This is a genomic window from Paraburkholderia sp. GAS206C (assembly GCF_050435645.1).
Classification (GTDB): Bacteria; Pseudomonadota; Gammaproteobacteria; order Burkholderiales; family Burkholderiaceae; genus Paraburkholderia; species Paraburkholderia phenazinium_B.
Genome location: NZ_JBNDKR010000002.1, coordinates 13,357 through 36,340 on the forward strand (window position 1 = coordinate 13,357; position 22,984 = coordinate 36,340).

Here is a 22,984-nt window from a genome sequence, read left to right on the forward strand (position 1 = left end):
CCGTCATGCCTGATTATCAACTGCCGAAGCGGCGCCGCATTTACCTGATGCGTCACGGCGACGTGACGTACTTCGACGCCACCGGCCGCGCGATCGATCCTGAAACGGTGCCGTTGAATGCGAGCGGTCGCGACCAGGCCAGCGCGGCTGGCCATGCCTTCGCCGCGCAACAGATTCGCTTCGACCGGGTGATCGTCAGCGGCTTGCCGCGCACCATCGAAACCGCTCAACGCGTGCTCGCCGAAACTCATCAGCACATCGAACTCGAAATCGAGCCCGCACTGCAGGAAATTCGCGGCGACAGGCTGAGCAACATTCCGGCGGCCGATATCGAAGCCGCATTCCTCGGCGTGTTCGACGGCGTTGTCCCCGAGAGCACGCGTTTTCTGGGTGGCGAGACGATCGGTGAACTGTTCGACCGCGTGCTGCCGGCAGTTGCGGCACTGCGCGACGACACCTCGTGGGACACCGTGCTGCTGGTCCTGCACGGCGGCGTCAATCGCGCCATCCTGTCGCACGCCATCACCGCGGGCGGCCGCACGTTCTTCGGCCATCTGTCGCAAGCCACCGGCTGCATCAATGCACTGGACGTCGGCGCCACGCCGCGCGACTGGGTGGTGCGCATGCTCAACTACTCGCCGCCATCGCCGCTGCATCGCGACGTGCGGAATACGACCATGGAAATGCTCTACGCCCAGTTCATCCAATACAGGCGCGAAGCGTAGCGAACACTCTACTGGAGGAGACAATGGGCGAAGCCACGAAGACGGGCGAACCTGAACACAAGTCCGATTACTCAGCATTCGAGGGAACGCGTCCAGTCAACGAGCGGCAACGCTTCGACAACGACGCGCTCGCTGCATGGCTCGCGCAGCATGTCGACGGCTTCGCCGCGCCGTTGACGGTCGAACAGTTCGCCGGCGGCCAGTCGAATCCCACCTTCAAGCTGATCACGCCGTCGCGCACCTACGTCATGCGCGCGAAACCCGGGCCCTCGGCGAAACTGCTGCCGTCCGCGCACGCGGTGGAACGCGAGTACCGCGTCATGCATGCGCTCGCCGGCACCGACGTGCCGGTCGCGCAGATGCTCGCGCTGTGCGAGGACGAAAGCGTGATCGGCCGAGCGTTCTATGTGATGGAGTTCGTCGAAGGTCGCGTGCTGTGGGATCAGTCGCTACCAGGCATGACACCCGCTGAGCGCAGCGCCATCTACGACGAGATGAACCGCGTGATCTCGGCATTGCATAGCGTCGATGTCGCCGCAATCGGGCTCGCCGATTACGGCAAGCCCGGCAACTACTTCGCACGACAGATCGGCCGCTGGAGCAAGCAATACATCGCCTCCGAAACCGAGCCGATCGAAGCCATGACACGCCTGATCGAATGGCTGCCGCAGCATATGCCGGAGGAGACCGGTGCGCGCGTCTCGATCGTGCATGGCGACTACCGGCTCGACAATCTGATCTTCCATCCGCACGAGCCGCGTGTGCTCGCCGTGCTCGACTGGGAACTGTCGACGCTCGGCGACCCGCTCGCCGATTTCGCCTATCACTGCATGGCATGGCACGTCGACCCAGCGCAGTTCCGCGGCATCGCGGGGCTCGACTGGGCCGCGCTTGGCATCCCCGACGAAGCGCAGTACGTGCAACGCTATTGCGAGCGTACCGGCTTCGAGATTCACGGCGACTGGAGTTTCTATCTGGCCTACAACATGTTCCGGATTGCCGCGATCCTGCAAGGCATTATGAAACGCGTCGTCGACGGCACCGCGGCGAGCGCGCAAGCGCTCGACGCAGGCCGGCGCGCAAAGCCCATGGCGGAGCTCGCCTGGCGCTACGCACAGAAAGTGCGCTAACCGAAACCCCCGTCATCCGCGAGGTCTTACATGAATTTCGATTACACCCCGAAGGTTCAGGCACTGCGCGAGAAACTGCTCGCCTTCTTCGACGAACACATTTACCCGAACGAACGGGCCTTTGCTGAGGAAATTGGACGCAACCGCGCCAACGGCAACGCCTGGTTGCCGACCGAACTGATCGAACAACTGAAGCAAAAAGCACGCGACGCCGGTTTGTGGAATCTGTTCCTGCCCAACTCGGAACGCGGCGCGGGTCTGACCAACCTCGAATACGCGCCGCTATGCGAGATTATGGGTCGCGTGCCCTGGGCGCCGGAGGTGTTCAATTGCAACGCGCCCGACACTGGCAACATGGAAACCATCGAGCGCTACGGCAGCCCGGACAACAAGCGCCAGTGGCTCGAACCGCTGTTGCAAGGTCAGATCCGCTCAGCGTTCCTGATGACGGAACCAGAAGTGGCATCGTCCGATGCCACCAATATCCAGACGAGCATCACGCGCGATGGCGACGATTATGTGATCAACGGTCACAAATGGTGGTCGTCGGGCGCGGGAGATCCGCGCTGCAAGGTGTATATCGTGATGGGCAAGACGGATCCCGAAGCGCCGCGCCATCAGCAACAATCGATGATCCTCGTTCCTGCCGACGCAACCGGCGTCACGGTGCATCGTCCGTTGACGGTGTTCGGCTATGACGATGCGCCGCATGGCCACATGGAGATCACGCTTGAGAACGTGCGCGTTCCGGCGTCGAACATGCTGCTCGGCGAAGGACGCGGCTTCGAGATCGCGCAAGGGCGGCTCGGACCGGGACGTATCCACCACTGTATGCGGCTCATTGGCCTTGCGGAACGCGCGCTCGAGTTGATGGCGAAGCGCTCGCTGCAGCGCGTCGCGTTCGGCAAGCCGGTCGCGGCGCAAGGCGTCACGCAGGAGCGCATCGCCGAGGCTCGCTGCATGATCGAACAGGCGCGGCTGCTGACGCTCAAGACCGCATATATGATGGACACGGTCGGCAACAAGGGCGCGCGTGGCGAGATCGCCATGATCAAGGTCGTGGCGCCGAATATGGCGTGCCAGGTGATCGACTGGGCCATTCAGGCGCACGGCGCGGGCGGACTCAGCGACGACTTCCCGCTCGCCTATGCCTACACTTCAGCGCGTACGCTGCGCTTTGCCGACGGTCCAGATGAAGTGCATCGCAACGCCATCGCGAAGCTCGAACTGGCACGTCATATGGATGTCGACGCTGCGTCGCGCGTGGAGATGCCGATCACGCGTTCGTGATTTGATGCGGAGATTTGGAGAGGGCGTGAGCGGCATAGAGCCGCTCACGCCCTTTCGTCTTCTGTAACGCGCAGGCGGCGCTACGACGCCGCCATACGCACACATCACACCTCGACGGCTCGTTGCGTGCCGCTAAAAGCCGTCACTCGTCAGCCAGCGCTAGAAGTAATGCCGTGTGATGAATTCCGCCACGCACACCGGCCGTTCATTGCCCTGGCGCTCCAGTGTCACGTTCCACACGACCTGCACTCCGGCGTCATCCACGTCGTCCACGCTTGCTACGGAAAAACACCCGCGCACCTGCGAGTCGACAGGCACCGGCGCAGTGAAACGCACGCGGTTAAGACCATAGTTGACGCCCATGCGCTGCTTGAGCACGACGGTCTTTTGAAGCAAAGCAGGGATCAGCGACAAGGTCAGAAAGCCATGCGCAATCGGCCCGCCGAACGGAGATTCGCGCCGCGCCCGCTCAGGATCGACGTGAATCCATTGGTGATCGCCCGTGGCTGTGGCAAAGCCGTTCACGCTTGCCTGATCGACCGTCAGCCATTCGCTGACGAGCGGCTCGCCACCCACTAGCGAGCGCAGCGCCTGCGCGTCGAGTCCTACCGAATCTCGCTTCATGCGGCCGCTCCCGGATGACGCAAGCCGAACAGCCCCTTCGAGCGAACGGTGATCACCGTCTCGCCGTGCTGGTTGATACCCTGCCATTCGGTGGAGACGAGGCCGCGGTCCGGCTTGCTCGACGAAACACGTTTGTCCAGAACCAGATTCGTCATGCGGATCGTGTCGCCGACGCGCACCGGCTTGAGCCAACGGATTTCATCGATGCCGGGCGAGCCCATCGACGTGGACCCGGCAAACGCGTTGCGCACCAGCAATCCCATCATCACCGAGCAGGTATGCCAGCCGCTTGCGATCAATCCGCCGAAGGGCGACGCGGCAGCCGCATCGTCGTCGATGTGAAACGGCTGCGGATCGAACTTTTCGGCAAACTCCACGATCTCCTCACGCGTGAACGTGTGTTCGCCGCATTCGATGACGTTACCGACTTCCATATCTTCGAAACTCAATCCCATGGTGACACCTCACTCGTTAGGACCGGCCAACCCCCTCAAACTTCGGCGGTGGCAAAACCGGGTAGCGCGGCGAACCGCGCAAGATGATGGTCGACGTCGCCCAGCGTGGTTTCGATAATCGCGAGGCGCTTGAACAGATGGGCCGCCGCCACTTCGTTCGTCACACCCATGCCGCCGTGCAACTGCACCGCCTGCTGGCCGACGAAACGCGCCGCCTGCCCCACCCGAACCTTCGCTGCCGAGACGGCGCGGCGCCGTTCATCGGCATCGGTGCTGGCGTAACGTCCCGCCGCCAGATAGGTCACCGAGCGCGCCTGCTCCGCGTGAATCAGCATCTCGACCATGCGGTGCTGCAAGGCCTGAAAACGTGCGATTGGCTGGCCGAACTGCTGACGCGTTTTCGTGTATTCAACCGTGGCGCGGTTTAGCGCATCGAGCGCGCCCACCGCTTCCGCGCACAACAGCACGGTGCCGTAGTCGGCGATCTGCTCGAGCGCCGCGGCTCCGGCATGCTGACCACTGAGGCGACGCGCGGCCGTGCTTTCGAACGACAACGAAGCAGCGCGTTGCCCGTCGATGGTGCGGTAATCCGTGACCTGAGTACCGGCTGCCTCGCGTGCGACCACGAACAGAGCGATCTCGCCGCTCAGGCGTGCAGGCACGATCCAGTGATCCGCCTGAGCGCCATGCAGCACGACCGATTTCTTGCCACTCAGCGCGTAATGCTCGCCTTGCTGCGTCGCCGTGGTATCGACGGCGAACAGATCGTAGCGGGCATGCGGCTCGTGAAAGGCGACCGCGAGCTTGATCTCACCTTGCGCCGCGCGTTCGAGCAGCGAGGCATCTTCGCCCTGCGCCGAACCTGCAACGCGCAATGCCTCGATGCCCACGGCCGTCGCCCAATACGGCTCGACCACCAGGGCGCGGCCCAGCTCCTGCATCACGACCAGCATATCGACAGGACTGCCATTGAAGCCGCCCTGTTCTTCCGGCACCGGCAATGCCGTCAAGCCAAGTTCCGTGAACGCCGCCCAATGCGTATCCGATGCGCCCGCGTCCGAATAAACAATAGCCTGACGCGCTTCGAAGCCGTAGTTCTTGTCGAGGTAACGGCGCAGTGCATCGGCGAATTGCTGTTGTTCGTCGGTAAAATTGAAGTCCATGCGCCGCTCCTCAGAGTCCGAGAATCATCTGCGCGATGATGTTCTTTTGAATTTCGTTCGAGCCGCCGTAGATCGACGTCTTGCGGAAGTTGAAGTAGTACGCGGCCAGCGGCGCGGCGTCATCGTCGCCGGCAATGCTGTGGGCGCGCTCGCCTTCGAGGAACGACACGTCGAACGGCGCGGCCAGCGGGCCGATGGCTTCAAACATCAGCTCGGTGAGGCCCTGCTGGACCTCAGTGCCCTTGATCTTCAGCATCGACGCTTCCGGTCCCGGCCCGCGCCCGCCTGCTTCATTGGCAACGACGCGTTGCACCGTGACTTCAAGCGCCATCAATTCGATTTCCAGGCTCGCGACTTTTGCGGCGAACACCGGGTCGAGCAGAAGCGGCTTGCCGTTCTTCTTCTGGTCGAGCGCGAGGCGCTTCAGGAACACAAGTTCGCGCTTCGACTGACCGACGCGCGCAATCCCCGTACGCTCATGGCCCAGCAGATATTTAGCGTAGGTCCAACCGCGATTTTCGTCGCCGACCAGATTCTCGACCGGCACCTTCACGTCTTCGAAGAACACTTCGTTGACTTCATGATCTTCGTCGAGCGTGATGATCGGGCGCACCGTGATGCCCGGCGTCTTCATATCGATCAGCAGGAACGAGATGCCCTCCTGCTTTTTCGCGCCGCTGTCGGTACGCACGAGGCAAAACATCATGTCGGCGTGCTGGCCGAGCGTGGTCCACGTCTTCTGACCGTTCACGACGTAGTGATCGCCAACCCGCTCGGCGCGCGTGCGCAGCGAAGCGAGGTCCGAGCCCGAACCGGGTTCCGAGTAGCCTTGGCACCACCAGTCCGAGCCGTCCAGAATCCGTGGCAAGTAGTGACGCTTTTGCGCCTCGCTGCCGTATTTCATCAAAACGGGCGCGACCATCGACACACCGAACGGCAACACCGAGGGCGCGCCGATACGGGCGCACTCTTCGTCCCAGATGTGCCGTTGTGTAGCATTCCACCCCGGGCCGCCGTATTCGGTCGGCCAGGCGATCACCGACCAGCCGCGCGTGCCGAGCAGCTTGTGCCAGTTCGCGAAGTCTTCGCGATTCAGACGCTTGTGATTGAGTACTTTGTCGCTTAGCTCGTGAGGCAAATTCGCTTCGAGCCAGGCGCGGATGTCGGCGCGGAACGCGTCGTCAGCGGGGGAATAATCCAGATTCATGCGCAGTGTCTCCTGGCCGCGGCTGTCCCACCGCCAGGGAGCCGCTGCGCTATTGCAACGGTTCCTTCAGAGCGGCCGGGATCGGCAGCGACATCACTTCAATGCCTTCTTCAACCAGGGCTTTTGCATCTTCCGGTGTCGTAACACCGCGAATGCTGCGTGCAGGCGCTTCGTTGTAGTGAATGCGCCGTGCTTCCTCGGCGAAGCGGTCACCCACGTTCTCAGTCTTTTCCAGTACCTCGCGCAGCGCGCGCATTACACGCGCCTGCTGCTCTTCCGTGCCCGCAGGGGCTTGCGCCGCCGCGCTCGCACCCGACAGATTCAGCCGGGGCGCCGACGGCAAACGGCTCACTTCGGTCGCGCCGCAAATAGGACATTCGACAAGCTTGCGGGACAACTGCGACTCAAAGTCTTCGGCGGAGGCAAACCAGCCTTCAAACCGATGGCCATGCGGGCACTGTAGATCGAGGACCTTCATGTGGAATCAGGGCTTGCGTATGAGTTTAGCGCAAAATAGAAATTTGTGAACGGTCGTTCGTAAATTTTGCTTGGGCGACTTCGGCACTCGGCTTTGACACATTTCCGTGCCCGGGAGCAATCGAGTGTGCGTGCGCGATTCTAACGCTTTGCGCCAATGCCCGCCGACACGCCATAAAACGGGGCTGCCAGCGGGTCTGCTAACGGGGCTACCAACAACAACGGCAGCCTTGTGGGCTGCCGTTTATTTGATCTCGTGACTCGTGGGTGCTCGCCTCGCGCCGCGCCGCTCGAAGCGGCCGCACGCGGTCAACCCATGTAATCGCCGGTCATTCAGGTTCAGGCTCCGGCGAAACCCACGTGCCCGACAACACCTTCTCCAGCCAGAACGTGCCGATAATCGTCTTGACGTCGGTGATCTTGCCGGTCCGCACCCACTCCAACACCTCAGGCACCGTCGCCGTGAAGAGTTCGAGGAACTCTCCCTCGTCGAGTTTGCGATCGCCGGAAGTCAGGCCGCGTGCGAGGAAGATATCGATAAATTCGGTCGAGTACGAAATGATCGGATGGATGCGCGCCAGGTAGACGTATTCGCGCGCCGTGTAGCCAGTCTCTTCCTGCAGCTCACGCTTCGCGCAAGCGAGCGAGCCTTCGCTCGGATCCAGTTTGCCAGCCGGATACTCGTGCATCACCTTGCCGATCGGATAGCGATACTGGCATTCCATCAGCACGCGGCCGTCGTCGAACAGCGGGATCACCATCACGGCGCCCGGATGTTTGACGTACTCGCGAGTCGCGCTCTTGCCGTCGGGCAGACGGACAGTGTCGCACTTGAGGGTCAGGAACGGACCTTGATGGAGAGTCTTGCTCTCAAGACAGGTCTCGGTAAGCGTAGCGTCGTGATCGGGAAGTTCAGCCATGTGCGACCTCAGGACAGCGTGGTGCGCGACGGCTCATACCGTCAGCGCCGTTTGACGAGATACTGGAAGGTGAAGCCGGGAAACGCAAACACCAGAAACAGACTGAAGGTGATCGCGTAGAACTGCCAGCCCTGCTCGAAGCGGTTACCCGCCCGCGCTTCGAGCATAAAGCCGAACGCGCCCACGACAAAATAAAGCACGATCAGCTCGCCGATCCGCAGCCAGGCGCTCTTCCTTGCCGCCTTGAGCGGCACGAAGGCGAAGAGGCGTTGATTCACGAACGGCAGGTTGGCGCCCGCGAGCGCCAACAACACAATGAACCAGCCAGCAGCCGACATCAGAACGTCAGGGTATGGGTGATCGCTTGCAGGCAAACCTTCAGCAGCGGATCCGGCACGATGCCGAGCACGAGCACAGCCAAACCGTTAAGCGCCAGCAACGCGCGGTTGCAGGTATCGGCCTGGATCGGCGTGGTGTCGAGCGGATCGTCGAAGTACATCAGCTTGACGATACGCAGGTAGTAGAACGCGCCAAACAGCGAGGTGATCACGGCCAGCACGGCGAGCCACGTCAGACCGGCGTTCATCGTCGCTTGCAGCACGGCAAGCTTTGCGTAGAAGCCGACTGCCGGCGGAACACCCGCGAGCGAGAACATCATGATCATCATCACGAACGCGAACACCGGACTGCGCTGATTGAGACCCTTGAAGTCGTCGAGCGTCTCGGCTTCGAAGTCGCGGCGCGCCAGCAGCATGACGATGCCGAATGTGCCGAGCGTCGTCACCAGGTAGACAATGCTATAGAACATCGCCGAGCCGTATGCGCTTGCCGCCCCGCTCGTCTTGCCGTCCACCACACCAGCCAGCAGGCCCAGCAGCACGAAGCCCATGTTCGAGATGGCCGAGTAGGCGAGCATCCGCTTGATGTTGCGCTGAACGATACCGGTGATATTCCCCACGATCAGCGACAGCGCCGCGAGGATCACCAGCATTTCCTGCCAGTCGACCGCCAGCGGCAGCAGACCCATCACGAGGAAGCGCAGGCCCCACGCGAAGGCGGCCACCTTCGGGCCTCCGCCCGTCAGCAGCGTCATGGCGGTCGGTGCGCCCTGATACACGTCAGGCACCCACATGTGGAACGGCACCGCGCCCATCTTGAACGCCACGCCGGCCACCACGAAGATCACGCCGAACAGCAGCACCACGTCGTTGATACGGCCCGAAGCCACGGCCTTGAACACTTCGTTGATGTCCAGCGAACCGGTTGCGCCATACAGCATCGAGATGCCATACAGCAGGAAACCGGATGCCAGTGCACCCAGCACGTAGTACTTCATCGCCGCTTCGTTCGACTGCGCAGCATCGCGGCGCAGCGCGATCACCGCATACAGCGACAGCGACATCAGTTCCAGACCGAGGTACAGCGTCAGGAAGTTATTGCCCGAGATCATTACCAGCTGGCCGAGCAGCGAGAACATGCCCAGCAGGAAGAAGTCGCCGCGGTACAGTTCGCGGTCTTCAAGATACCTGCGCGAGTAGATGATCGACACCGTGTAACCGAGCGACACCACCGCCTTCATCACGCTGCCGAAGGCGTCGACCACGTACATGTGCCCGAAGAAGTAATACACGTGCGGGTCGAAAGCGTTCACGCCGAACCAGATGCCCGCTATCAACGTCGAGAACAGGGCGATGAAGTATGTGGTCCGTCGCGCCGCCTGGCCGAAGAACGTGTCGTTGAGCCACGCGAGAACTACGGCGAGCATCAACAGGCCGTCGGGCAACAGGGCAGTCATAGGTGCGTTTTGCATGGTGTTTAAATTCCTCCGCTCTGCGTTACTGTGGCAACGGCAGTTTCGACTGCGCAACGTGGGAGAGGAGGTTTTCCACGGATACGTGCATCACATCGGTAAAGGGCTTCGGATACAGGCCCATGAACAGCGTCAATACGGCCAGCACGATCAGCATGAAAAACTCGCGATTGTTGATATCGAGCAGCTTCTTCACGTGGTCGTTGGCCACCGCGCCAAAATACACGCGCTTGTACATCCAAAGCGTGTAGGCCGCGCCGAGAATCAGCGTGACTGCGGCGCCGCCTGCAATCCAGAAGTTGTACTGGACCGCAGCCAGAATCACCATAAACTCGCCGACGAACCCGGAAGTGCCCGGCAGGCCGCAATTGGCCATCGAAAACAGCATCACCAGCGCCGCGAACTTCGGCATCACGTTGACGACACCGCCGTAATCGGCAATCTGGCGCGAGTGCAAGCGGTCATACAGCACACCGATACACAGGAACATCGCGCCCGAGACGAAACCGTGCGAGATCATCTGCACGATCGCGCCTTCCGCACCGAGCTGATTGAAGATGAAAAAGCCGAGCGTAACGAAGCCCATGTGCGCAATCGACGAATACGCAACCAGCTTCTTCATGTCCGCCTGCACCATCGCAACCAGACCAATGTAGATAACCGCAATCAGCGACAGCGTGATGACGACTGGCGCCAGGAAGTGGCTTGCGTCCGGCGTGACCGGCAGCGAGAAGCGCAGGAAACCGTACGCGCCCAGCTTCAGCATGATCGCCGCCAGCACGACCGAGCCGCCTGTCGGCGCTTCCACGTGGGCGTCAGGCAACCACGTGTGGACCGGCCACATCGGCACCTTCACTGCGAAGGCAAGGAAGAACGCTATGAACAGCAATATCTGCGGCGTCATGGCGATCTTCGTGGTCTGCCACGTCGCCAGATCGAAGGTGCCCGTCTGCGTGTACAGATAGAGCAGCGCGACCAGCATCAGCAGCGAACCCATCAGCGTGTACAGGAAGAACTTGAACGCCGCATACACCCGGTTCGGTCCACCCCACACGCCGATGATGATGTACATCGGGATCAGCGTTGCTTCGAAGAACACGTAAAACAGCATCCCGTCCGCTGCGCTGAACACGCCGACCATGATGCCGGACAAGATCAGGAACGAGGCGAAATACTGGCCCACGTTCTTCGTAATGACCTGCCACCCGGCAATCACGACGATCACTGTGATCAACGCGGTCAACACCACGAACCACATCGAGATGCCGTCCACCCCAAGGTGATAGGTAATGTTGAAGCGCTCGATCCAATGCACATTTTCAACGAACTGCAGATCCGCCGTGCTCGAATCGAAGCTGGTGAACAGCGGAATCGTGACGATGAAGCTGAGAACCGAACCAACCAGCGCGAGCCAGCGCGCCGGACCAGGATTCTTGTCAGAGCCGATAGCAAGGACCAGGAGGCCGAACAGGATCGGCAACCAGATCGCGATACTTAAAATCGGATACGTGTGCATTGTGTGGTGTCCCCTCGCCTTCTCTTATTTGCCGCCAAGCGTTACAAACAGGGTCAGGAGCCCCAGCATGCCGATGATCATGGCAAACGCGTAATGGTAGATGTAGCCCGACTGGAGGAAGCGGATCACTCCGGCAAACCAGCCGATAAAGCGCGCGCTGCCATTGACGATACCGTCGATGACCACCACGTCGCCTTCTTTCCAAAGGCCCCGGCCGATCGCCACGGCGCCGCGTGCAAACACGACTTCGTTAATCTTGTCGAGGTAGTACTTGTTATCAAGCAGCGTATAGATCGGGCCAAAGGCGCGGCGGATAACCGGCGGCAGATCCGGACGCTTCAGGTACAGGAACCACGACACGACCACACCCGCGAGCGCCAGCCAGACCGGCAGCCCCGACACCGAGTGCAGGCCCATCAGCACCCAGCCCTGGAACTCTTCCGCCATCTCGGACACCGCGGGATGGTTCGCGCCGATGTAGATGACCTTGTCGAACACCACGCCGTGCGCGAAGAAATCGCCGAACAGGAGCGGGCCGACCGCGATCGCACCGATGATGACCGACGGAATGGCCAGCAGCACCAGCGGCACCCATACCACCCACGGGCTTTCATGCGGCTCGTGCGCGTGGCCGTGATCGTCGTGGCCGTGCCCGTGCGCATCGTGGCCGTGGCCATGGTCGTCATGACCGTGCGCAGCGTGAGCGGCGGCTTCGATACCCATCGGCGAATCCGGATGCTTCGGCTTGCGGAAGCGCTCTTCACCGTGGAACACCAGGAAGTACATACGGAACGAGTACAGCGCCGTGACGAACACGCTCGCCACCACCGCGAAGTACGCGAAACCCGAACCAGGCAGATGCGACAGCTTCACTGCGTCGATGATCGAGTCTTTCGAGTAGAAGCCCGAGAAGAACGGCGTGCCGATCAGCGCCAGCGAACCGATCAGCGACGTGATCCACGTGATCGGCATGTACTTGCGCAGGCCGCCCATGTTGCGCATGTCCTGATCGTGGTGCATGCCGATGATCACCGAACCCGCGCCGAGGAACAGCAGCGCCTTGAAGAACGCGTGCGTCATCAGATGGAACATGGCGACCGGATAAGCCGAGACACCCAGCGCCACCGTCATGTAACCGAGCTGCGACAGCGTGGAGTAAGCCACCACACGCTTGATGTCGTTCTGGACAATCCCGAGGAAGCCCATGAACAGCGCAGTAATCGCGCCGATGACCGTCACGAACGACAACGCCGTATCCGACAGTTCGAACAGCGGCGACATGCGCGTGACCATGAAGATACCGGCCGTCACCATGGTTGCCGCGTGAATCAGTGCGGAGATCGGCGTCGGGCCTTCCATCGAATCCGGCAGCCAGACGTGCAGCGGGAACTGTGCCGACTTACCCATTGCGCCGATGAAGAGGCAAATACAGGCAACCGTCAACAGGCCCCAGCTGGTGCCCGGGAACGTCAGCGACGCGAGCTCATGGCTCTTCGCGAAGATGTCGCCGTAGTTCAGCGAGCCGCCAAACGCCAGCAGCAGGCCAATGCCCAACAGAAAACCGAAGTCGCCCACGCGGTTCACGATAAACGCTTTCATGTTCGCGTAGATCGCGCTTTCACGCGTGTAGTAGAAGCCGATCAGCAGGTACGACACCAGACCCACCGCTTCCCAGCCGAAGAACAGCTGCAGCAGGTTGTTGCTCATCACGAGCATCAGCATCGAGAACGTGAACAGCGCGATGTACGAGAAGAAGCGCTGGTAGCCGTCGTCGTCGGCCATGTAGCCGATCGTGTAGATGTGCACCATCAGCGACACGAAGGTCACGACACACATCATCATCGCCGTGAGCGAATCGACGAGGAAACCGACTTCGAACTTCAGCTTGCCGACCGACATCCACTCGTAGATCGTCGCGTTGAAGCTCGCGCCGTTCATTACGTCGAAGAAGACGATGGCCGAAAGCACGAAGGCGATCGCAACACCGAGGATCGTGACCGTGTGGGCCCCTGCGCGCCCCACCGCCTTGCCGAACAGCCCGGCAATCAGAGAGCCGGCCAGCGGTGCAAGCGGTACCGCCAGCAACAGGTTTTCGTTGAGTGTGGTTGACATAACAGTCTTGCCTCGAGATTAACCTTTGAGCTGATCGAGATCCTCGACATTGATCGTGTCGAGACTACGGAACAGGGTCACCAGAATCGCCAGCCCGATCGCCGCTTCAGCCGCTGCAACCGTCAGCACGAAGAAGACGAAGATCTGGCCATGGACGTCGCCGAGGTAATGCGAAAACGCGACGAAATTGGTGTTCACCGCCAGCAGCATCAGCTCGATCGCCATCAGGATAATGATGACGTTGCGGCGGTTCAGGAAGATGCCTACGACGCTGATCGCAAACAGGATCGCGCCGAGCACCAGGTAATGAGCAAGGGTCAGCATAATTTTTCTCCTGTCTCCTCTCAGCTATTCTTGGCTGCGGCCGTGGCCGTTGCAGCAGCCGTGGCTGCGGCGGCCGCAGCGGCTGCCGCGTCTTCTGCTGCGATAGTGGCTGCGGTCTTTTCCGACGGCATCTTCACCACCCGCACGCGGTCTTGCGCCCGCACCTTGACCTGATCGCTCACGCGCTGGCGCTTGCTGTCCTTCGCGTGACGCGTGGTCAGTGCGATCGCGGCGATAATCGCCACCAGCAGTACCAGACCGGCGACTTCGAACGCGAAGATGTAGTCGGTGTAGATGACTTTACCGATCAGGCGCGTATTCGACCAGTCAGCCATTGCGCTGCCAGCCGCGACCGTCGTATCGCGCAGCGGCGTGACCGTGGCGCCAAAGCCGTGCCACAGGATCAGCGCGGTTTCGATCACGATGATCGCCCCCACGACAGTCGCCACCGGCACGAAGCGTTTGAAGTCGCGGCGCAGCACGTCGAGGTTGATGTCCAGCATCATCACCACGAACAGGAACAGCACCATCACCGCGCCGACATACACGAGCACCAGCAGGATCGCGAGAAACTCTGCCTGCAGAAGCATCCAGATGGCCGCCGCGTTGAAGAACGCGAGCACCAGGAACAGCGCGGACGCCACCGGGTTGCGCGAGGTGATCACCTTCAGCCCGGACACCACCAGGAGCAGAGCGAAGATGTAGAACAGTACGGTCGTGAATTCCATGATTACCGGTTCATCGTTAGGCCATCGTCAGGCGTTGTTCTTTGGCACAAGCGCGCCACGCTACAGCGGTCAAGCAGCAGCCTACGGCCTGACTGCAGGCCGGTACAACGTGATACGTCAAACAAAAGCGTTTCAGTCAATCAACGATACGGCGCATCTGCTGCCTTGTTTGCCGCGATCTCCGCTTCGTAGCGGTCGCCCACGGCCAGCAACATGTCCTTCGTGAAATACAGGTCACCGCGCTTCTCGCCGTGATACTCGAGAATGTGCGTTTCGACGATCGAATCGACCGGGCAGCTTTCTTCACAGAAACCGCAGAAGATGCACTTGGTCAGGTCGATGTCGTAACGCGTCGTACGACGGGTGTTGTCCGCGCGCGTTTCCGATTCGATCGTGATGGCGAGCGCCGGGCACACCGCTTCACAGAGCTTGCAGGCGATGCAGCGCTCTTCGCCGTTCTCATAACGGCGCAGTGCGTGCAGACCGCGAAAACGCGGCGAAATCGGGGTCTTCTCTTCCGGGAACTGCACCGTGATCTTGCGCTGGAACGTATAACGTCCGGTCAGCGCGAGACCTTTGAGCAATTCCGTGAGGAAGAAGGTCTTGAAGAAGTTTTGGATTGCGGTCATAGGTTCATCCGCCCTTTATTTCCAGATATTCAACGGCGACATGATCCAGAAGCCGACTACGATCAGCCACACCACGCAGACCGGAATGAACACTTTCCAGCCCAGACGCATGATCTGGTCATAACGGTAGCGCGGGAACGTGGCGCGTGCCCAGATGAATACCGACAACAGCAAGAACACTTTCAGGACCAGCCAGAAAATGCCCGGAATAAACGACAGGAAGCCGAACGGGGCACTCCAGCCGCCCAGGAACAGGGTCGATGCGAGCGCCGAGATCACGATCATGTTGATGTACTCGGCGAGGAAGAACAGCGCGAACGCCATCCCCGAGTAATCGATCATGTGGCCTGCGACGATTTCCGACTCCCCTTCCACCACGTCGAACGGGTGGCGGTTCGTTTCGGCGATGCCCGAGATGAAGTAGACGACGAACATCGGCAGCAACGGCAACCAGTTCCACGACAGGAAGTTCAGGCCATAGCTCGCGAACATACCGCGCTCCTGCGACCCGACGATGTCCGACAGGTTCAGGCTGCCCGAAGTCATCAGCACGACGACGAGCGCGAAGCCCATCGAGATTTCGTACGAGACCATCTGCGCCGCGGCGCGCATCGCACCGAGGAATGCGTACTTCGAGTTCGACGCCCAGCCGGCGAGAATCACGCCGTACACGCCGATCGACGAAATCGCCATCGCATACAGCAGACCCGCGTTGATGTCGCCGAGCACCGCGCCCGCCTGGAACGGAATCACCGCCCAGACCGCGAAGGCCGGCACCACCACCATGATCGGCGCGATCAGATAAGTCCAGCGGCTCGCCTGGGCCGGCTGAATCACTTCTTTGAGCAGCAGTTTCAGCACGTCGGCGATCGGCTGCAGCAAACCTGCCGGGCCCACGCGGTTCGGACCGAGACGCACGTGCATCCAGCCGATCAGCTTACGTTCCCAGAGGATCAGGTAAGCCACGCACAGCAGGATCACGACGGCTACCACCAGGATGCGCACCAGTGCCCACACCGTGGGCCATGCCGCACCGAGAAGTTGAGTGCCGCCCGAGTTGATCGATTCGAACATTTACGCCTTCTCCACCAGCAGTTCACCGAACAGGCTGCCCAGCGCTGCACCGGCAGGCGTGGCCGCCGATACGCGGACGACTGTCTCCGCAAGATTTGCATCGCGCACGGCCGGTAATTGCACCGAGTGCTCACCCTGGCGTACGCGCACTGCGTCGCCGTCTTTCAAACCCAGCTTGTCGAACAGCGCAGCCGGCAAACCGACCGAGTTCGCCGCGCGTGCGGCTGCCGTCAGATGCAGCGATTCCGCACGACGCACCAGCGGATCGGCGTGGTAGATCGGCACATCGGCGATGCGTTCAAAGGCGCCTTCAGCCGCCTTCGGCGCTGCACCGCGTGCGATCGCAACACCCGTCTTGTTCGACAGGCGCGCGCTCAGATCGGCGTCGCCGAGTGCCGCTGCGCGTACTTCTTCCGATGTGTCAAATTCGAAACCCGGCACGCCGAGCAGGCTGCCCAGCACGCGCAACACCTTCCATGCCGGACGCGTGTCGCCAAGCGGGCGCACTACGCCGTTGAAGCTTTGTACCGTGCCTTCAGCGCTGACGAACGTACCGGCCGTTTCCGTGAACGGGGAGATCGGCAGCAGCACGTCGGCGTATTCGGCGCCGGTCTGGAACGGCGAAAGCACGACGACCATTTCAGCCTGGTTCAGCGCGGCCAGTGCCTGCGCCGGATTGACCGTGTCGAACTCCGGTTCGACGTTGAGCAGCACGTAACCCTTGCGCGGCTGTTCGAACACTTCGCGAGCGTTAAGGCCACCCGCGCCCGGCAGCGCGCCGACGAGGTGAGCGCCAACCGTGTTGGCCGCTTCCGTGAGGAAGCCGAGCTTGGCGCCGGTGGTATCTGCAATCCATTGCGCCGCGGCGTGGATACGGGCGAAGTCCGGATGACGGACCGCGCCGTTGCCGAGCAGCACGAGACGCAACTCGCCCGCTGCGAGCGACGTTGCAACCTGCTTGTGCGCATCGTTCGCTTGCGTGCCCGAGAACGCTTCCGGCAGCGCGACGCCGCGTGCTTCCGAAACCGCGGCAGCGATGCCGGCGATTTCATCGAGCCATGCGGACGGTGCAGCCACCACGCGTTGGGCTTGCGGAATCAGCGCATCGTCGTTCGTGGCTTGCACGAGCGTCAGCGCCGCACCGTTCTTGGCGGCCTGGCGCAGACGCGCAGCAAACAGCGGGTGATCGCGACGCAGATCCGAGCCGATGACGATCGCCGCGTCGACGTTCGACAGATCGGCGATCTTCGTGCCGAGCCACGGCGTGCCATTCACAGGCGCGGAGAAATCCGACTGACGCAGGCGGAAGTCGACGTTAGGCGTGCCGACCGCTTGCGCGAGTTGCTTGAGGAGGAACAGTTCTTCGACAGTGCTGTGCGGGCTAGCCAGTGCAGCGAGCGCTTCTGCGCCGTGGTCGTCCTTGATGCCCTTCAGACCCTTGACAACGTACTCGAGCGCGGTCTGCCAGTCGGTCTCGACCCACTTGCCGCCTTGCTTGAGCATCGGCTGCGTGAGACGTTCCGGGCTGTTCAGGCCTTCGTACGAGAAACGGTCCTTGTCCGAGATCCAGCATTCGTTGATGGCTTCGTTCTCGAACGGCAGCACGCGCATCACGCGGTTATTCTTGACCTGCACCACGAGGTTCGCGCCGACGGAATCGTGCGGGCTCACCGACTTGCGGCGCGACAGTTCCCACGTACGGGCGCTGTAGCGGAACGGCTTGCTGGTGAGTGCGCCAACCGGGCACAGATCGATCATGTTGCCCGACAGTTCGGAGTCGACCGTCTTGCCGACGAACGAGGTGATTTCCGAGTGCTCACCGCGGCCCAGCATGCCCAGTTCCATCACGCCGGCCACTTCCTGGCCGAAGCGGACACAACGCGTGCAGTGAATGCAACGCGTCATTTCTTCCATCGAGATCAGCGGGCCGACGTTCTTGTGAAACACCACGCGCTTTTCTTCGCTGTAGCGCGAGGCGGACTTGCCGTAGCCCACCGCCAGATCCTGCAACTGGCATTCGCCGCCCTGGTCGCAGATCGGGCAATCGAGCGGATGGTTGATCAGCAGGAATTCCATCACAGCTTGCTGACCCTTCACGGCCTTGTCGGACTTCGTGCGCACGATCATGCCCGCCGACACCGGCGTGGCGCATGCAGGCACGGCCTTCGGCATCTTCTCGACATCGACCAGACACATCCGGCAGTTGGCCGCAATCGACAGCTTCTTGTGATAGCAGAAGTGAGGAATGTACGTGTCGACCTTATGCGCAGCCTGGATGACCATGCTGCCTTCAGGCACCTCTACCTTCTTGCCGTCTATTTCAAGTTCAACCATGATGGTCAATCTTCCTTAACCTGTTACCGCTCAATCGTTCGCCCGTTCACCGCCACTTGGCGATGAACCCCGCGGTTGACGCTTCCGGTGACCCGCCTTAGGCGGCCACCGTTTCCGAAGCCGTTGCTGCGCCGGCATGACCGTCCACGAGGCAATGCTTGTGGGCGACGTGATATTCGAATTCGTCCCAGTAGTGCTTGAGCATGCCGCGCACCGGCATGGCCGCTGCATCGCCGAGCGCGCAAATCGTGCGGCCCATGATGTTTTCAGCCACTGAGTTCAGCAGATCCAGATCTTCCTGGCGGCCAAGGCCGTGCTCGATACGATGCACGACGCGATACAGCCAGCCCGTACCTTCGCGGCACGGCGTGCACTGACCGCAGGACTCTTCGTAATAGAAGTACGACAGACGCAGCAGCGAACGGACCATGCAGCGGGTCTCGTCCATCACGATGACCGCGCCTGAACCGAGCATCGACCCCGCCTTGGCGATCGAGTCATAGTCCATGTCGGTATTCATCATCATCTCGCCCGGGATAACCGGTGCGGATGAGCCGCCCGGAATCACGGCCTTGATCTTCTTGCCGCCACGCATGCCGCCGGCGAGTTCCAGCAGCTTCGCGAACGGCGTGCCGAGCGGCACTTCGTAATTGCCCGGCAGCTCGACGTCGCCCGACACCGAGAAAATCTTGGTTCCGCCGTTATTCGGCTTGCCGAGTTCCAGGTAAGTCTGCGGACCGACAGTCAACAGAAACGGCACGGCGGCGAACGTTTCGGTGTTGTTGATCGTGGTCGGCTTGCCGTACACGCCGAAGCTCGCCGGGAACGGCGGCTTGAAGCGCGGCTGACCTTTCTTGCCTTCCAGCGACTCGAGCAGCGCAGTTTCTTCGCCGCAGATATACGCGCCGTAACCGTGGTGCGCGTGCAACTGGAACGAGAAGCCCGAGCCCATGATGTTGTCGCCGAGGTAACCGGCGCGGCGCGCTTCTTCCAGCGCTTCTTCGAAGCGTCGATACTCAGCGAAGATTTCACCGTGGATATAGTTGTAGCCCACCGTGATGCCCATCGCGTACGCACCGATGGCCATGCCTTCGATCAGCGCATGCGGGTTCCAGCGCAGGATGTCACGATCCTTGAACGTGCCCGGTTCGCCTTCGTCCGAATTGCAGACGAGGTACTTCTGCCCCGGAAACTGACGCGGCATGAAGCTCCACTTCAGGCCAGTCGGAAACCCAGCACCGCCGCGACCGCGCAGACCCGACGCCTTGACTTCGGCAATCACCTGCTCGGGCGGAATCTTCTCTTCCAGAATACGGCGCAACTGGACGTAACCGCCGCGCGACACATAGTCTTCGAGATGCCAGTTGTCGCCGTTCAGGCCAGCGAGAATCAGCGGTTTGATGTGACGATCGTGGAGAGACGTCATTTCGAGAGCTCCTCGAGCAGCTGATCGATCTTCGCGCGGCTCATAAAGCTGCACATGCGATGGTTGTTCACCAGCATCACCGGTGCATCGCCGCACGAGCCCATGCACTCGCCTTCTTTCAAGGTGAACTTGCCGTCTGCCGTGGTTTCGCCGAAGTCGATGCCGAGTTTCTGCTTCAGATATTCGGCGGCACTTTCCGAGCCGCCATCCGGACCGAGCTGGCACGGCAGGTTCGTGCAGAGCGTGATCTTGTGCTTGCCGACCGGCGACGTCTCGTACATCGTGTAGAAGGTCGCAACCTCCTGCACGGCGACCGCCGGCATGCCAAGATAGTCCGCGACGAACTGCATGAGTTCGGGCGACAGCCAGCCATGCTCTTCCTGAGCGACGGCCAACGCTGACATCACGGCGGACTGTTTCTGATCGGCGGGATACTTCGTCAACGCGCGATCGATTTCTTTCAGGCCTTCAGCTGAGATCATTTTCAGACACGACTCTTTCAATTCCTACCGAACGAAAACCTGTCGCGTGCTACCTGTTGCGACAGACCCGGCGTTCCTTTGCTTGACGTGCGCCTGCTGCAACTTCGACGCACACGCCACGATGAAAATCGCTCTTAACGATCGATTTCGCCAAACACGATGTCTTGCGTGCCGATGATCGTCACGGCGTCGGCGATCATGTGACCGCGCGCCATTTCGTCGAGCGCGGACAAATGCGCATAACCCGGCGCGCGAATCTTCAGGCGATACGGCTTGTTCGCGCCATCCGAGATCAGATAGATGCCGAACTCGCCCTTCGGATGTTCGACCGCGGCATACGCTTCGCCTTCGGGTACATGGAAGCCTTCCGTGAAGAGCTTGAAATGGTGAATCAGCTCTTCCATGTTCGACTTCATGCCGACGCGCGACGGCGGCGCAATCTTGTGATTGTCGATCATTACGGGGCCCGGATTCTTCCGCAACCATTCAATGCACTGTTTCGCGATTCGAGTTGATTGACGCATTTCTTCGACGCGTACCAGGTAGCGGTCGTAACAATCGCCGTTCACGCCAACCGGGATGTCGAAGTCCAGCTTGTCATAGACTTCATACGGTTGCTTCTTGCGCAAATCCCACTCGATACCCGAACCGCGCAGCATGGCACCCGTCATGCCCAGTTGCAGAGCACGTTCCGGGCTGACCACGCCAATACCGACCAGACGTTGCTTCCAGATCCGGTTGTCGGTGAGCAGCGTTTCGTATTCGTCGACACAATGCGGGAAACGGGTAAAGAAGTCGTCGATGAAGTCGAGCAACGAACCCTGGCGGGTCTCGTTCATCTTCGACAAAGCCTTCGCATTGCGAATCTTCGATGCCTTGTACTGCGGCATGGCTTCCGGCAGATCACGGTACACGCCGCCCGGACGGTAGTACGCCGCGTGCATCCGGGCGCCGGACACCGCTTCATACACGTCCATCAGGTCTTCGCGTTCGCGGAACGCGTACAGAAACACGGCCATCGCGCCAACGTCGAGCGCGTGCGAGCCAATCCACATCAGGTGGTTCAGCACGCGTGTGATTTCGTCGAACAGCACGCGGATGTACTTTGCACGCACGGGCACGTCGATGCCCAGCAGTTTTTCGATCGCCATCACGTAGCCGTGCTCGTTGACCATCATCGACACGTAGTCGAGACGGTCCATGTACGGCACGGACTGGATGAACGTCTTGGTTTCCGCGAGCTTTTCAGTGGCGCGGTGCAGAAGGCCGATGTGCGGGTCGGCGCGCTGGATCACTTCGCCGTCGAGTTCGAGCACGAGGCGCAGCACACCGTGCGCGGCCGGGTGCTGCGGGCCGAAGTTGAGCGTGTAGTTTTTGATCTCTGCCATGGCGTTCTCTTAGTGTTTCAGACCGCCATAGCGATCCTCGCGGATCACGCGCGGCGTGATTTCCCGCGGCTCGATCGTCACAGGCTGATAGACGACGCGCTTCTCTTCCGGGTCGTAACGCATTTCGACGTAGCCGGAAATCGGGAAATCCTTGCGGAACGGGTGACCGATGAAACCATAGTCGGTCAGGATACGGCGCAGGTCCGGGTGACCTTCGAAGACGATACCGTACAGGTCGAACGCTTCACGCTCGTACCAGTTGGCCGAACTCCAGATATCGACCACGGACGGGATCAGCGGCACATCGTCGTCCTGCGCGAACACGCGCACGCGCAGACGCCAGTTGTTCGTCACCGACAACAAATGCAGCACCGCCGCGAAACGCGGACCGTCGTACGCACCGTCGCCGTAGGTCTGGTAGTCGACGCCACACAGGTCGACCAGTTGCTCGAAGCGCAGCGACGAATCGTCGCGGAGACGCGTCGCTATATCTTGATATTCTTTGGCACTCACGACAATCGTGAGCTCGCCGATCGCTTCGGTGACGCTCAGCAGGCGGCCGCTAAAGGCCGCCTCGAGGTTCGCTTTCAGGGTCTCGAGTTTGCTTGCCATATTGTGGGGAGCTCTGGCCTTATTGACGTGCGATGGTGTTGGTACGGCGGATCTTCGCTTGTAGCTGGATCACGCCGTAGACCAACGCTTCCGCGGTCGGCGGACAACCCGGCACATAGACGTCGACCGGCACGATCCGGTCACAGCCACGCACCACCGAATACGAATAGTGGTAGTAGCCGCCGCCGTTCGCGCACGAGCCCATGGAGATCACCCAGCGCGGCTCGGCCATCTGATCGTAGACCTTGCGCAGAGCGGGCGCCATCTTGTTGCACAGCGTGCCGGCGACGATCATCACGTCCGACTGACGCGGACTCGGACGAAACACGACGCCGAAACGGTCGAGGTCATAACGGGCAGCACCCGCATGCATCATCTCGACCGCGCAACACGCAAGACCGAACGTCATCGGCCACAACGAGCCGGTGCGCGTCCAGTTGATCAGCTTGTCAGCCGTGGTGGTGACAAACCCTTCCTTCAAGACCCCTTCGATACTCATGTGCTTTCCACTCCAGACGGGGCGGCTAGCCTTGGCCGCCCACGCAAACCGGCGATTAA

23 protein-coding genes are annotated in these 22,984 nt (G+C 61.1%); 3 read left to right on the forward strand and 20 right to left on the reverse strand.

Features of this window, described 5'->3' with window-relative positions:
* Nucleotides 1-5 precede the first annotated feature (5 nt).
* From P3T20_RS04430 to P3T20_RS04440, 3 genes are read left to right on the forward strand one after another with little or no spacing between them, the layout of a single operon-like run.
* Complete coding sequence (locus tag P3T20_RS04430; protein ID WP_074265291.1) at nt 6-725, forward strand: histidine phosphatase family protein; 720 nt, start codon at nt 6-8, stop codon at nt 723-725.
* A gap of 23 nt (nt 726-748) precedes the next feature.
* Nucleotides 749-1,855, forward strand: a complete 1,107-nt coding sequence (locus P3T20_RS04435) for a phosphotransferase (RefSeq protein WP_429286207.1) — start codon at nt 749-751, stop codon at nt 1,853-1,855.
* Between the two features lie 30 nt (nt 1,856-1,885).
* Nucleotides 1,886-3,145, forward strand: coding sequence for an acyl-CoA dehydrogenase family protein (locus P3T20_RS04440; protein ID WP_074265293.1), 1,260 nt, complete (start codon nt 1,886-1,888; stop codon nt 3,143-3,145).
* Nucleotides 3,146-3,304: 159 nt separating this feature from the next.
* On the opposite strand, the gene P3T20_RS04445 is transcribed toward P3T20_RS04440, so the two are convergent.
* The 20 genes from P3T20_RS04445 to P3T20_RS04540 form a co-directional block, all read right to left on the reverse strand.
* Nucleotides 3,305-3,769 (reverse strand): MaoC family dehydratase, encoded by a 465-nt coding sequence (locus tag P3T20_RS04445; protein WP_429286208.1) that lies wholly within the window; start codon nt 3,767-3,769, stop codon nt 3,305-3,307.
* The gene (locus P3T20_RS04450) at nt 3,766-4,224 is read right to left on the reverse strand and encodes a MaoC family dehydratase (protein WP_429286209.1); all 459 of its coding nucleotides are present in this window, start codon (nt 4,222-4,224) and stop codon (nt 3,766-3,768) included. Before P3T20_RS04450 ends, P3T20_RS04445 begins: the two co-directional genes overlap by 4 nt.
* A gap of 35 nt (nt 4,225-4,259) precedes the next feature.
* Entirely contained in the window at nt 4,260-5,387 is a 1,128-nt protein-coding gene (locus P3T20_RS04455) for an acyl-CoA dehydrogenase family protein (protein WP_429286210.1), read from the reverse strand.
* Nucleotides 5,388-5,397: 10 nt separating this feature from the next.
* Nucleotides 5,398-6,594, reverse strand: a complete 1,197-nt coding sequence (locus P3T20_RS04460; RefSeq protein WP_429286211.1) for an acyl-CoA dehydrogenase family protein — start codon at nt 6,592-6,594, stop codon at nt 5,398-5,400.
* 49 nt (nt 6,595-6,643) lie between these two features.
* Nucleotides 6,644-7,072: a DUF1178 family protein gene (locus P3T20_RS04465; RefSeq protein ID WP_074265298.1), complete on the reverse strand. Its 429-nt coding sequence runs from the start codon at nt 7,070-7,072 to the stop codon at nt 6,644-6,646.
* Between the two features lie 328 nt (nt 7,073-7,400).
* Nucleotides 7,401-7,991 (reverse strand): NUDIX domain-containing protein, encoded by a 591-nt coding sequence (locus P3T20_RS04470; protein WP_429286212.1) that lies wholly within the window; start codon nt 7,989-7,991, stop codon nt 7,401-7,403.
* A gap of 41 nt (nt 7,992-8,032) precedes the next feature.
* Nucleotides 8,033-8,329 (reverse strand): DUF2818 family protein, encoded by a 297-nt coding sequence (locus tag P3T20_RS04475; RefSeq protein ID WP_074265300.1) that lies wholly within the window; start codon nt 8,327-8,329, stop codon nt 8,033-8,035.
* Complete coding sequence (gene nuoN, locus P3T20_RS04480) at nt 8,329-9,801, reverse strand: NADH-quinone oxidoreductase subunit NuoN (RefSeq protein ID WP_074265301.1); 1,473 nt, start codon at nt 9,799-9,801, stop codon at nt 8,329-8,331. Before nuoN ends, P3T20_RS04475 begins: the two co-directional genes overlap by 1 nt.
* A gap of 25 nt (nt 9,802-9,826) precedes the next feature.
* Entirely contained in the window at nt 9,827-11,317 is a 1,491-nt protein-coding gene (locus tag P3T20_RS04485) for an NADH-quinone oxidoreductase subunit M (RefSeq protein WP_429286213.1), read from the reverse strand.
* A gap of 24 nt (nt 11,318-11,341) precedes the next feature.
* Complete coding sequence (gene nuoL, locus P3T20_RS04490) at nt 11,342-13,429, reverse strand: NADH-quinone oxidoreductase subunit L (protein WP_429286214.1); 2,088 nt, start codon at nt 13,427-13,429, stop codon at nt 11,342-11,344.
* An 18-nt stretch (nt 13,430-13,447) separates the two neighbouring features.
* Nucleotides 13,448-13,753 (reverse strand): NADH-quinone oxidoreductase subunit NuoK, encoded by a 306-nt coding sequence (nuoK, locus tag P3T20_RS04495; protein ID WP_013339863.1) that lies wholly within the window; start codon nt 13,751-13,753, stop codon nt 13,448-13,450.
* A 20-nt stretch (nt 13,754-13,773) separates the two neighbouring features.
* Nucleotides 13,774-14,481, reverse strand: a complete 708-nt coding sequence (locus tag P3T20_RS04500) for an NADH-quinone oxidoreductase subunit J (protein ID WP_429286215.1) — start codon at nt 14,479-14,481, stop codon at nt 13,774-13,776.
* 140 nt (nt 14,482-14,621) lie between these two features.
* Nucleotides 14,622-15,110 carry an NADH-quinone oxidoreductase subunit NuoI gene (nuoI, locus tag P3T20_RS04505; RefSeq protein WP_012401389.1) on the reverse strand — a complete coding sequence of 163 codons (489 nt, stop codon included), beginning with the start codon at nt 15,108-15,110 and terminating at the stop codon, nt 14,622-14,624.
* 15 nt (nt 15,111-15,125) lie between these two features.
* Entirely contained in the window at nt 15,126-16,184 is a 1,059-nt protein-coding gene (nuoH, locus tag P3T20_RS04510; protein ID WP_074265305.1) for an NADH-quinone oxidoreductase subunit NuoH, read from the reverse strand.
* Entirely contained in the window at nt 16,185-18,518 is a 2,334-nt protein-coding gene (gene nuoG / locus P3T20_RS04515; RefSeq protein WP_429286216.1) for an NADH-quinone oxidoreductase subunit NuoG, read from the reverse strand.
* Between the two features lie 97 nt (nt 18,519-18,615).
* The gene (gene nuoF, locus P3T20_RS04520; protein WP_074265307.1) at nt 18,616-19,944 is read right to left on the reverse strand and encodes an NADH-quinone oxidoreductase subunit NuoF; all 1,329 of its coding nucleotides are present in this window, start codon (nt 19,942-19,944) and stop codon (nt 18,616-18,618) included.
* A complete protein-coding gene (gene nuoE / locus P3T20_RS04525; RefSeq protein WP_429286217.1) occupies nt 19,941-20,426 on the reverse strand; it encodes an NADH-quinone oxidoreductase subunit NuoE in 486 nt (161 codons plus the stop codon). Before nuoE ends, nuoF begins: the two co-directional genes overlap by 4 nt.
* A 134-nt stretch (nt 20,427-20,560) precedes the next feature.
* Complete coding sequence (locus tag P3T20_RS04530) at nt 20,561-21,814, reverse strand: NADH-quinone oxidoreductase subunit D (protein WP_074265309.1); 1,254 nt, start codon at nt 21,812-21,814, stop codon at nt 20,561-20,563.
* 9 nt (nt 21,815-21,823) lie between these two features.
* Nucleotides 21,824-22,426, reverse strand: a complete 603-nt coding sequence (locus P3T20_RS04535; RefSeq protein ID WP_429286218.1) for an NADH-quinone oxidoreductase subunit C — start codon at nt 22,424-22,426, stop codon at nt 21,824-21,826.
* 19 nt (nt 22,427-22,445) lie between these two features.
* Nucleotides 22,446-22,925: a NuoB/complex I 20 kDa subunit family protein gene (locus tag P3T20_RS04540; protein WP_006052903.1), complete on the reverse strand. Its 480-nt coding sequence runs from the start codon at nt 22,923-22,925 to the stop codon at nt 22,446-22,448.
* Nucleotides 22,926-22,984: the final 59 nt, after the last annotated feature.

Excerpts from the sequence above, each read along its gene's own strand:
- P3T20_RS04430 (WP_074265291.1), top strand. The coding sequence starts at position 6 with ATGCCTGATTATCAACTGCCGAAGCGGCGCCGCATTTACCTGATGCGT.
- P3T20_RS04435 (WP_429286207.1), top strand. The coding sequence starts at position 749 with ATGGGCGAAGCCACGAAGACGGGCGAACCTGAACACAAGTCCGATTAC.
- P3T20_RS04440 (WP_074265293.1), top strand. The coding sequence starts at position 1,886 with ATGAATTTCGATTACACCCCGAAGGTTCAGGCACTGCGCGAGAAACTG.
- P3T20_RS04445 (WP_429286208.1), bottom strand. The coding sequence starts at position 3,769 with ATGAAGCGAGATTCGGTAGGACTCGACGCGCAGGCGCTGCGCTCGCTA.
- P3T20_RS04450 (WP_429286209.1), bottom strand. The coding sequence starts at position 4,224 with ATGGGATTGAGTTTCGAAGATATGGAAGTCGGTAACGTCATCGAATGC.
- P3T20_RS04455 (WP_429286210.1), bottom strand. The coding sequence starts at position 5,387 with ATGGACTTCAATTTTACCGACGAACAACAGCAATTCGCCGATGCACTG.
- P3T20_RS04460 (WP_429286211.1), bottom strand. The coding sequence starts at position 6,594 with ATGAATCTGGATTATTCCCCCGCTGACGACGCGTTCCGCGCCGACATC.
- P3T20_RS04465 (WP_074265298.1), bottom strand. The coding sequence starts at position 7,072 with ATGAAGGTCCTCGATCTACAGTGCCCGCATGGCCATCGGTTTGAAGGC.
- P3T20_RS04470 (WP_429286212.1), bottom strand. The coding sequence starts at position 7,991 with ATGGCTGAACTTCCCGATCACGACGCTACGCTTACCGAGACCTGTCTT.
- P3T20_RS04475 (WP_074265300.1), bottom strand. The coding sequence starts at position 8,329 with ATGTCGGCTGCTGGCTGGTTCATTGTGTTGTTGGCGCTCGCGGGCGCC.
- nuoN (WP_074265301.1), bottom strand. The coding sequence starts at position 9,801 with ATGCAAAACGCACCTATGACTGCCCTGTTGCCCGACGGCCTGTTGATG.
- P3T20_RS04485 (WP_429286213.1), bottom strand. The coding sequence starts at position 11,317 with ATGCACACGTATCCGATTTTAAGTATCGCGATCTGGTTGCCGATCCTG.
- nuoL (WP_429286214.1), bottom strand. The coding sequence starts at position 13,429 with ATGTCAACCACACTCAACGAAAACCTGTTGCTGGCGGTACCGCTTGCA.
- nuoK (WP_013339863.1), bottom strand. The coding sequence starts at position 13,753 with ATGCTGACCCTTGCTCATTACCTGGTGCTCGGCGCGATCCTGTTTGCG.
- P3T20_RS04500 (WP_429286215.1), bottom strand. The coding sequence starts at position 14,481 with ATGGAATTCACGACCGTACTGTTCTACATCTTCGCTCTGCTCCTGGTG.
- nuoI (WP_012401389.1), bottom strand. The coding sequence starts at position 15,110 with ATGACCGCAATCCAAAACTTCTTCAAGACCTTCTTCCTCACGGAATTG.
- nuoH (WP_074265305.1), bottom strand. The coding sequence starts at position 16,184 with ATGTTCGAATCGATCAACTCGGGCGGCACTCAACTTCTCGGTGCGGCA.
- nuoG (WP_429286216.1), bottom strand. The coding sequence starts at position 18,518 with ATGGTTGAACTTGAAATAGACGGCAAGAAGGTAGAGGTGCCTGAAGGC.
- nuoF (WP_074265307.1), bottom strand. The coding sequence starts at position 19,944 with ATGACGTCTCTCCACGATCGTCACATCAAACCGCTGATTCTCGCTGGC.
- nuoE (WP_429286217.1), bottom strand. The coding sequence starts at position 20,426 with ATGATCTCAGCTGAAGGCCTGAAAGAAATCGATCGCGCGTTGACGAAG.
- P3T20_RS04530 (WP_074265309.1), bottom strand. The coding sequence starts at position 21,814 with ATGGCAGAGATCAAAAACTACACGCTCAACTTCGGCCCGCAGCACCCG.
- P3T20_RS04535 (WP_429286218.1), bottom strand. The coding sequence starts at position 22,426 with ATGGCAAGCAAACTCGAGACCCTGAAAGCGAACCTCGAGGCGGCCTTT.
- P3T20_RS04540 (WP_006052903.1), bottom strand. The coding sequence starts at position 22,925 with ATGAGTATCGAAGGGGTCTTGAAGGAAGGGTTTGTCACCACCACGGCT.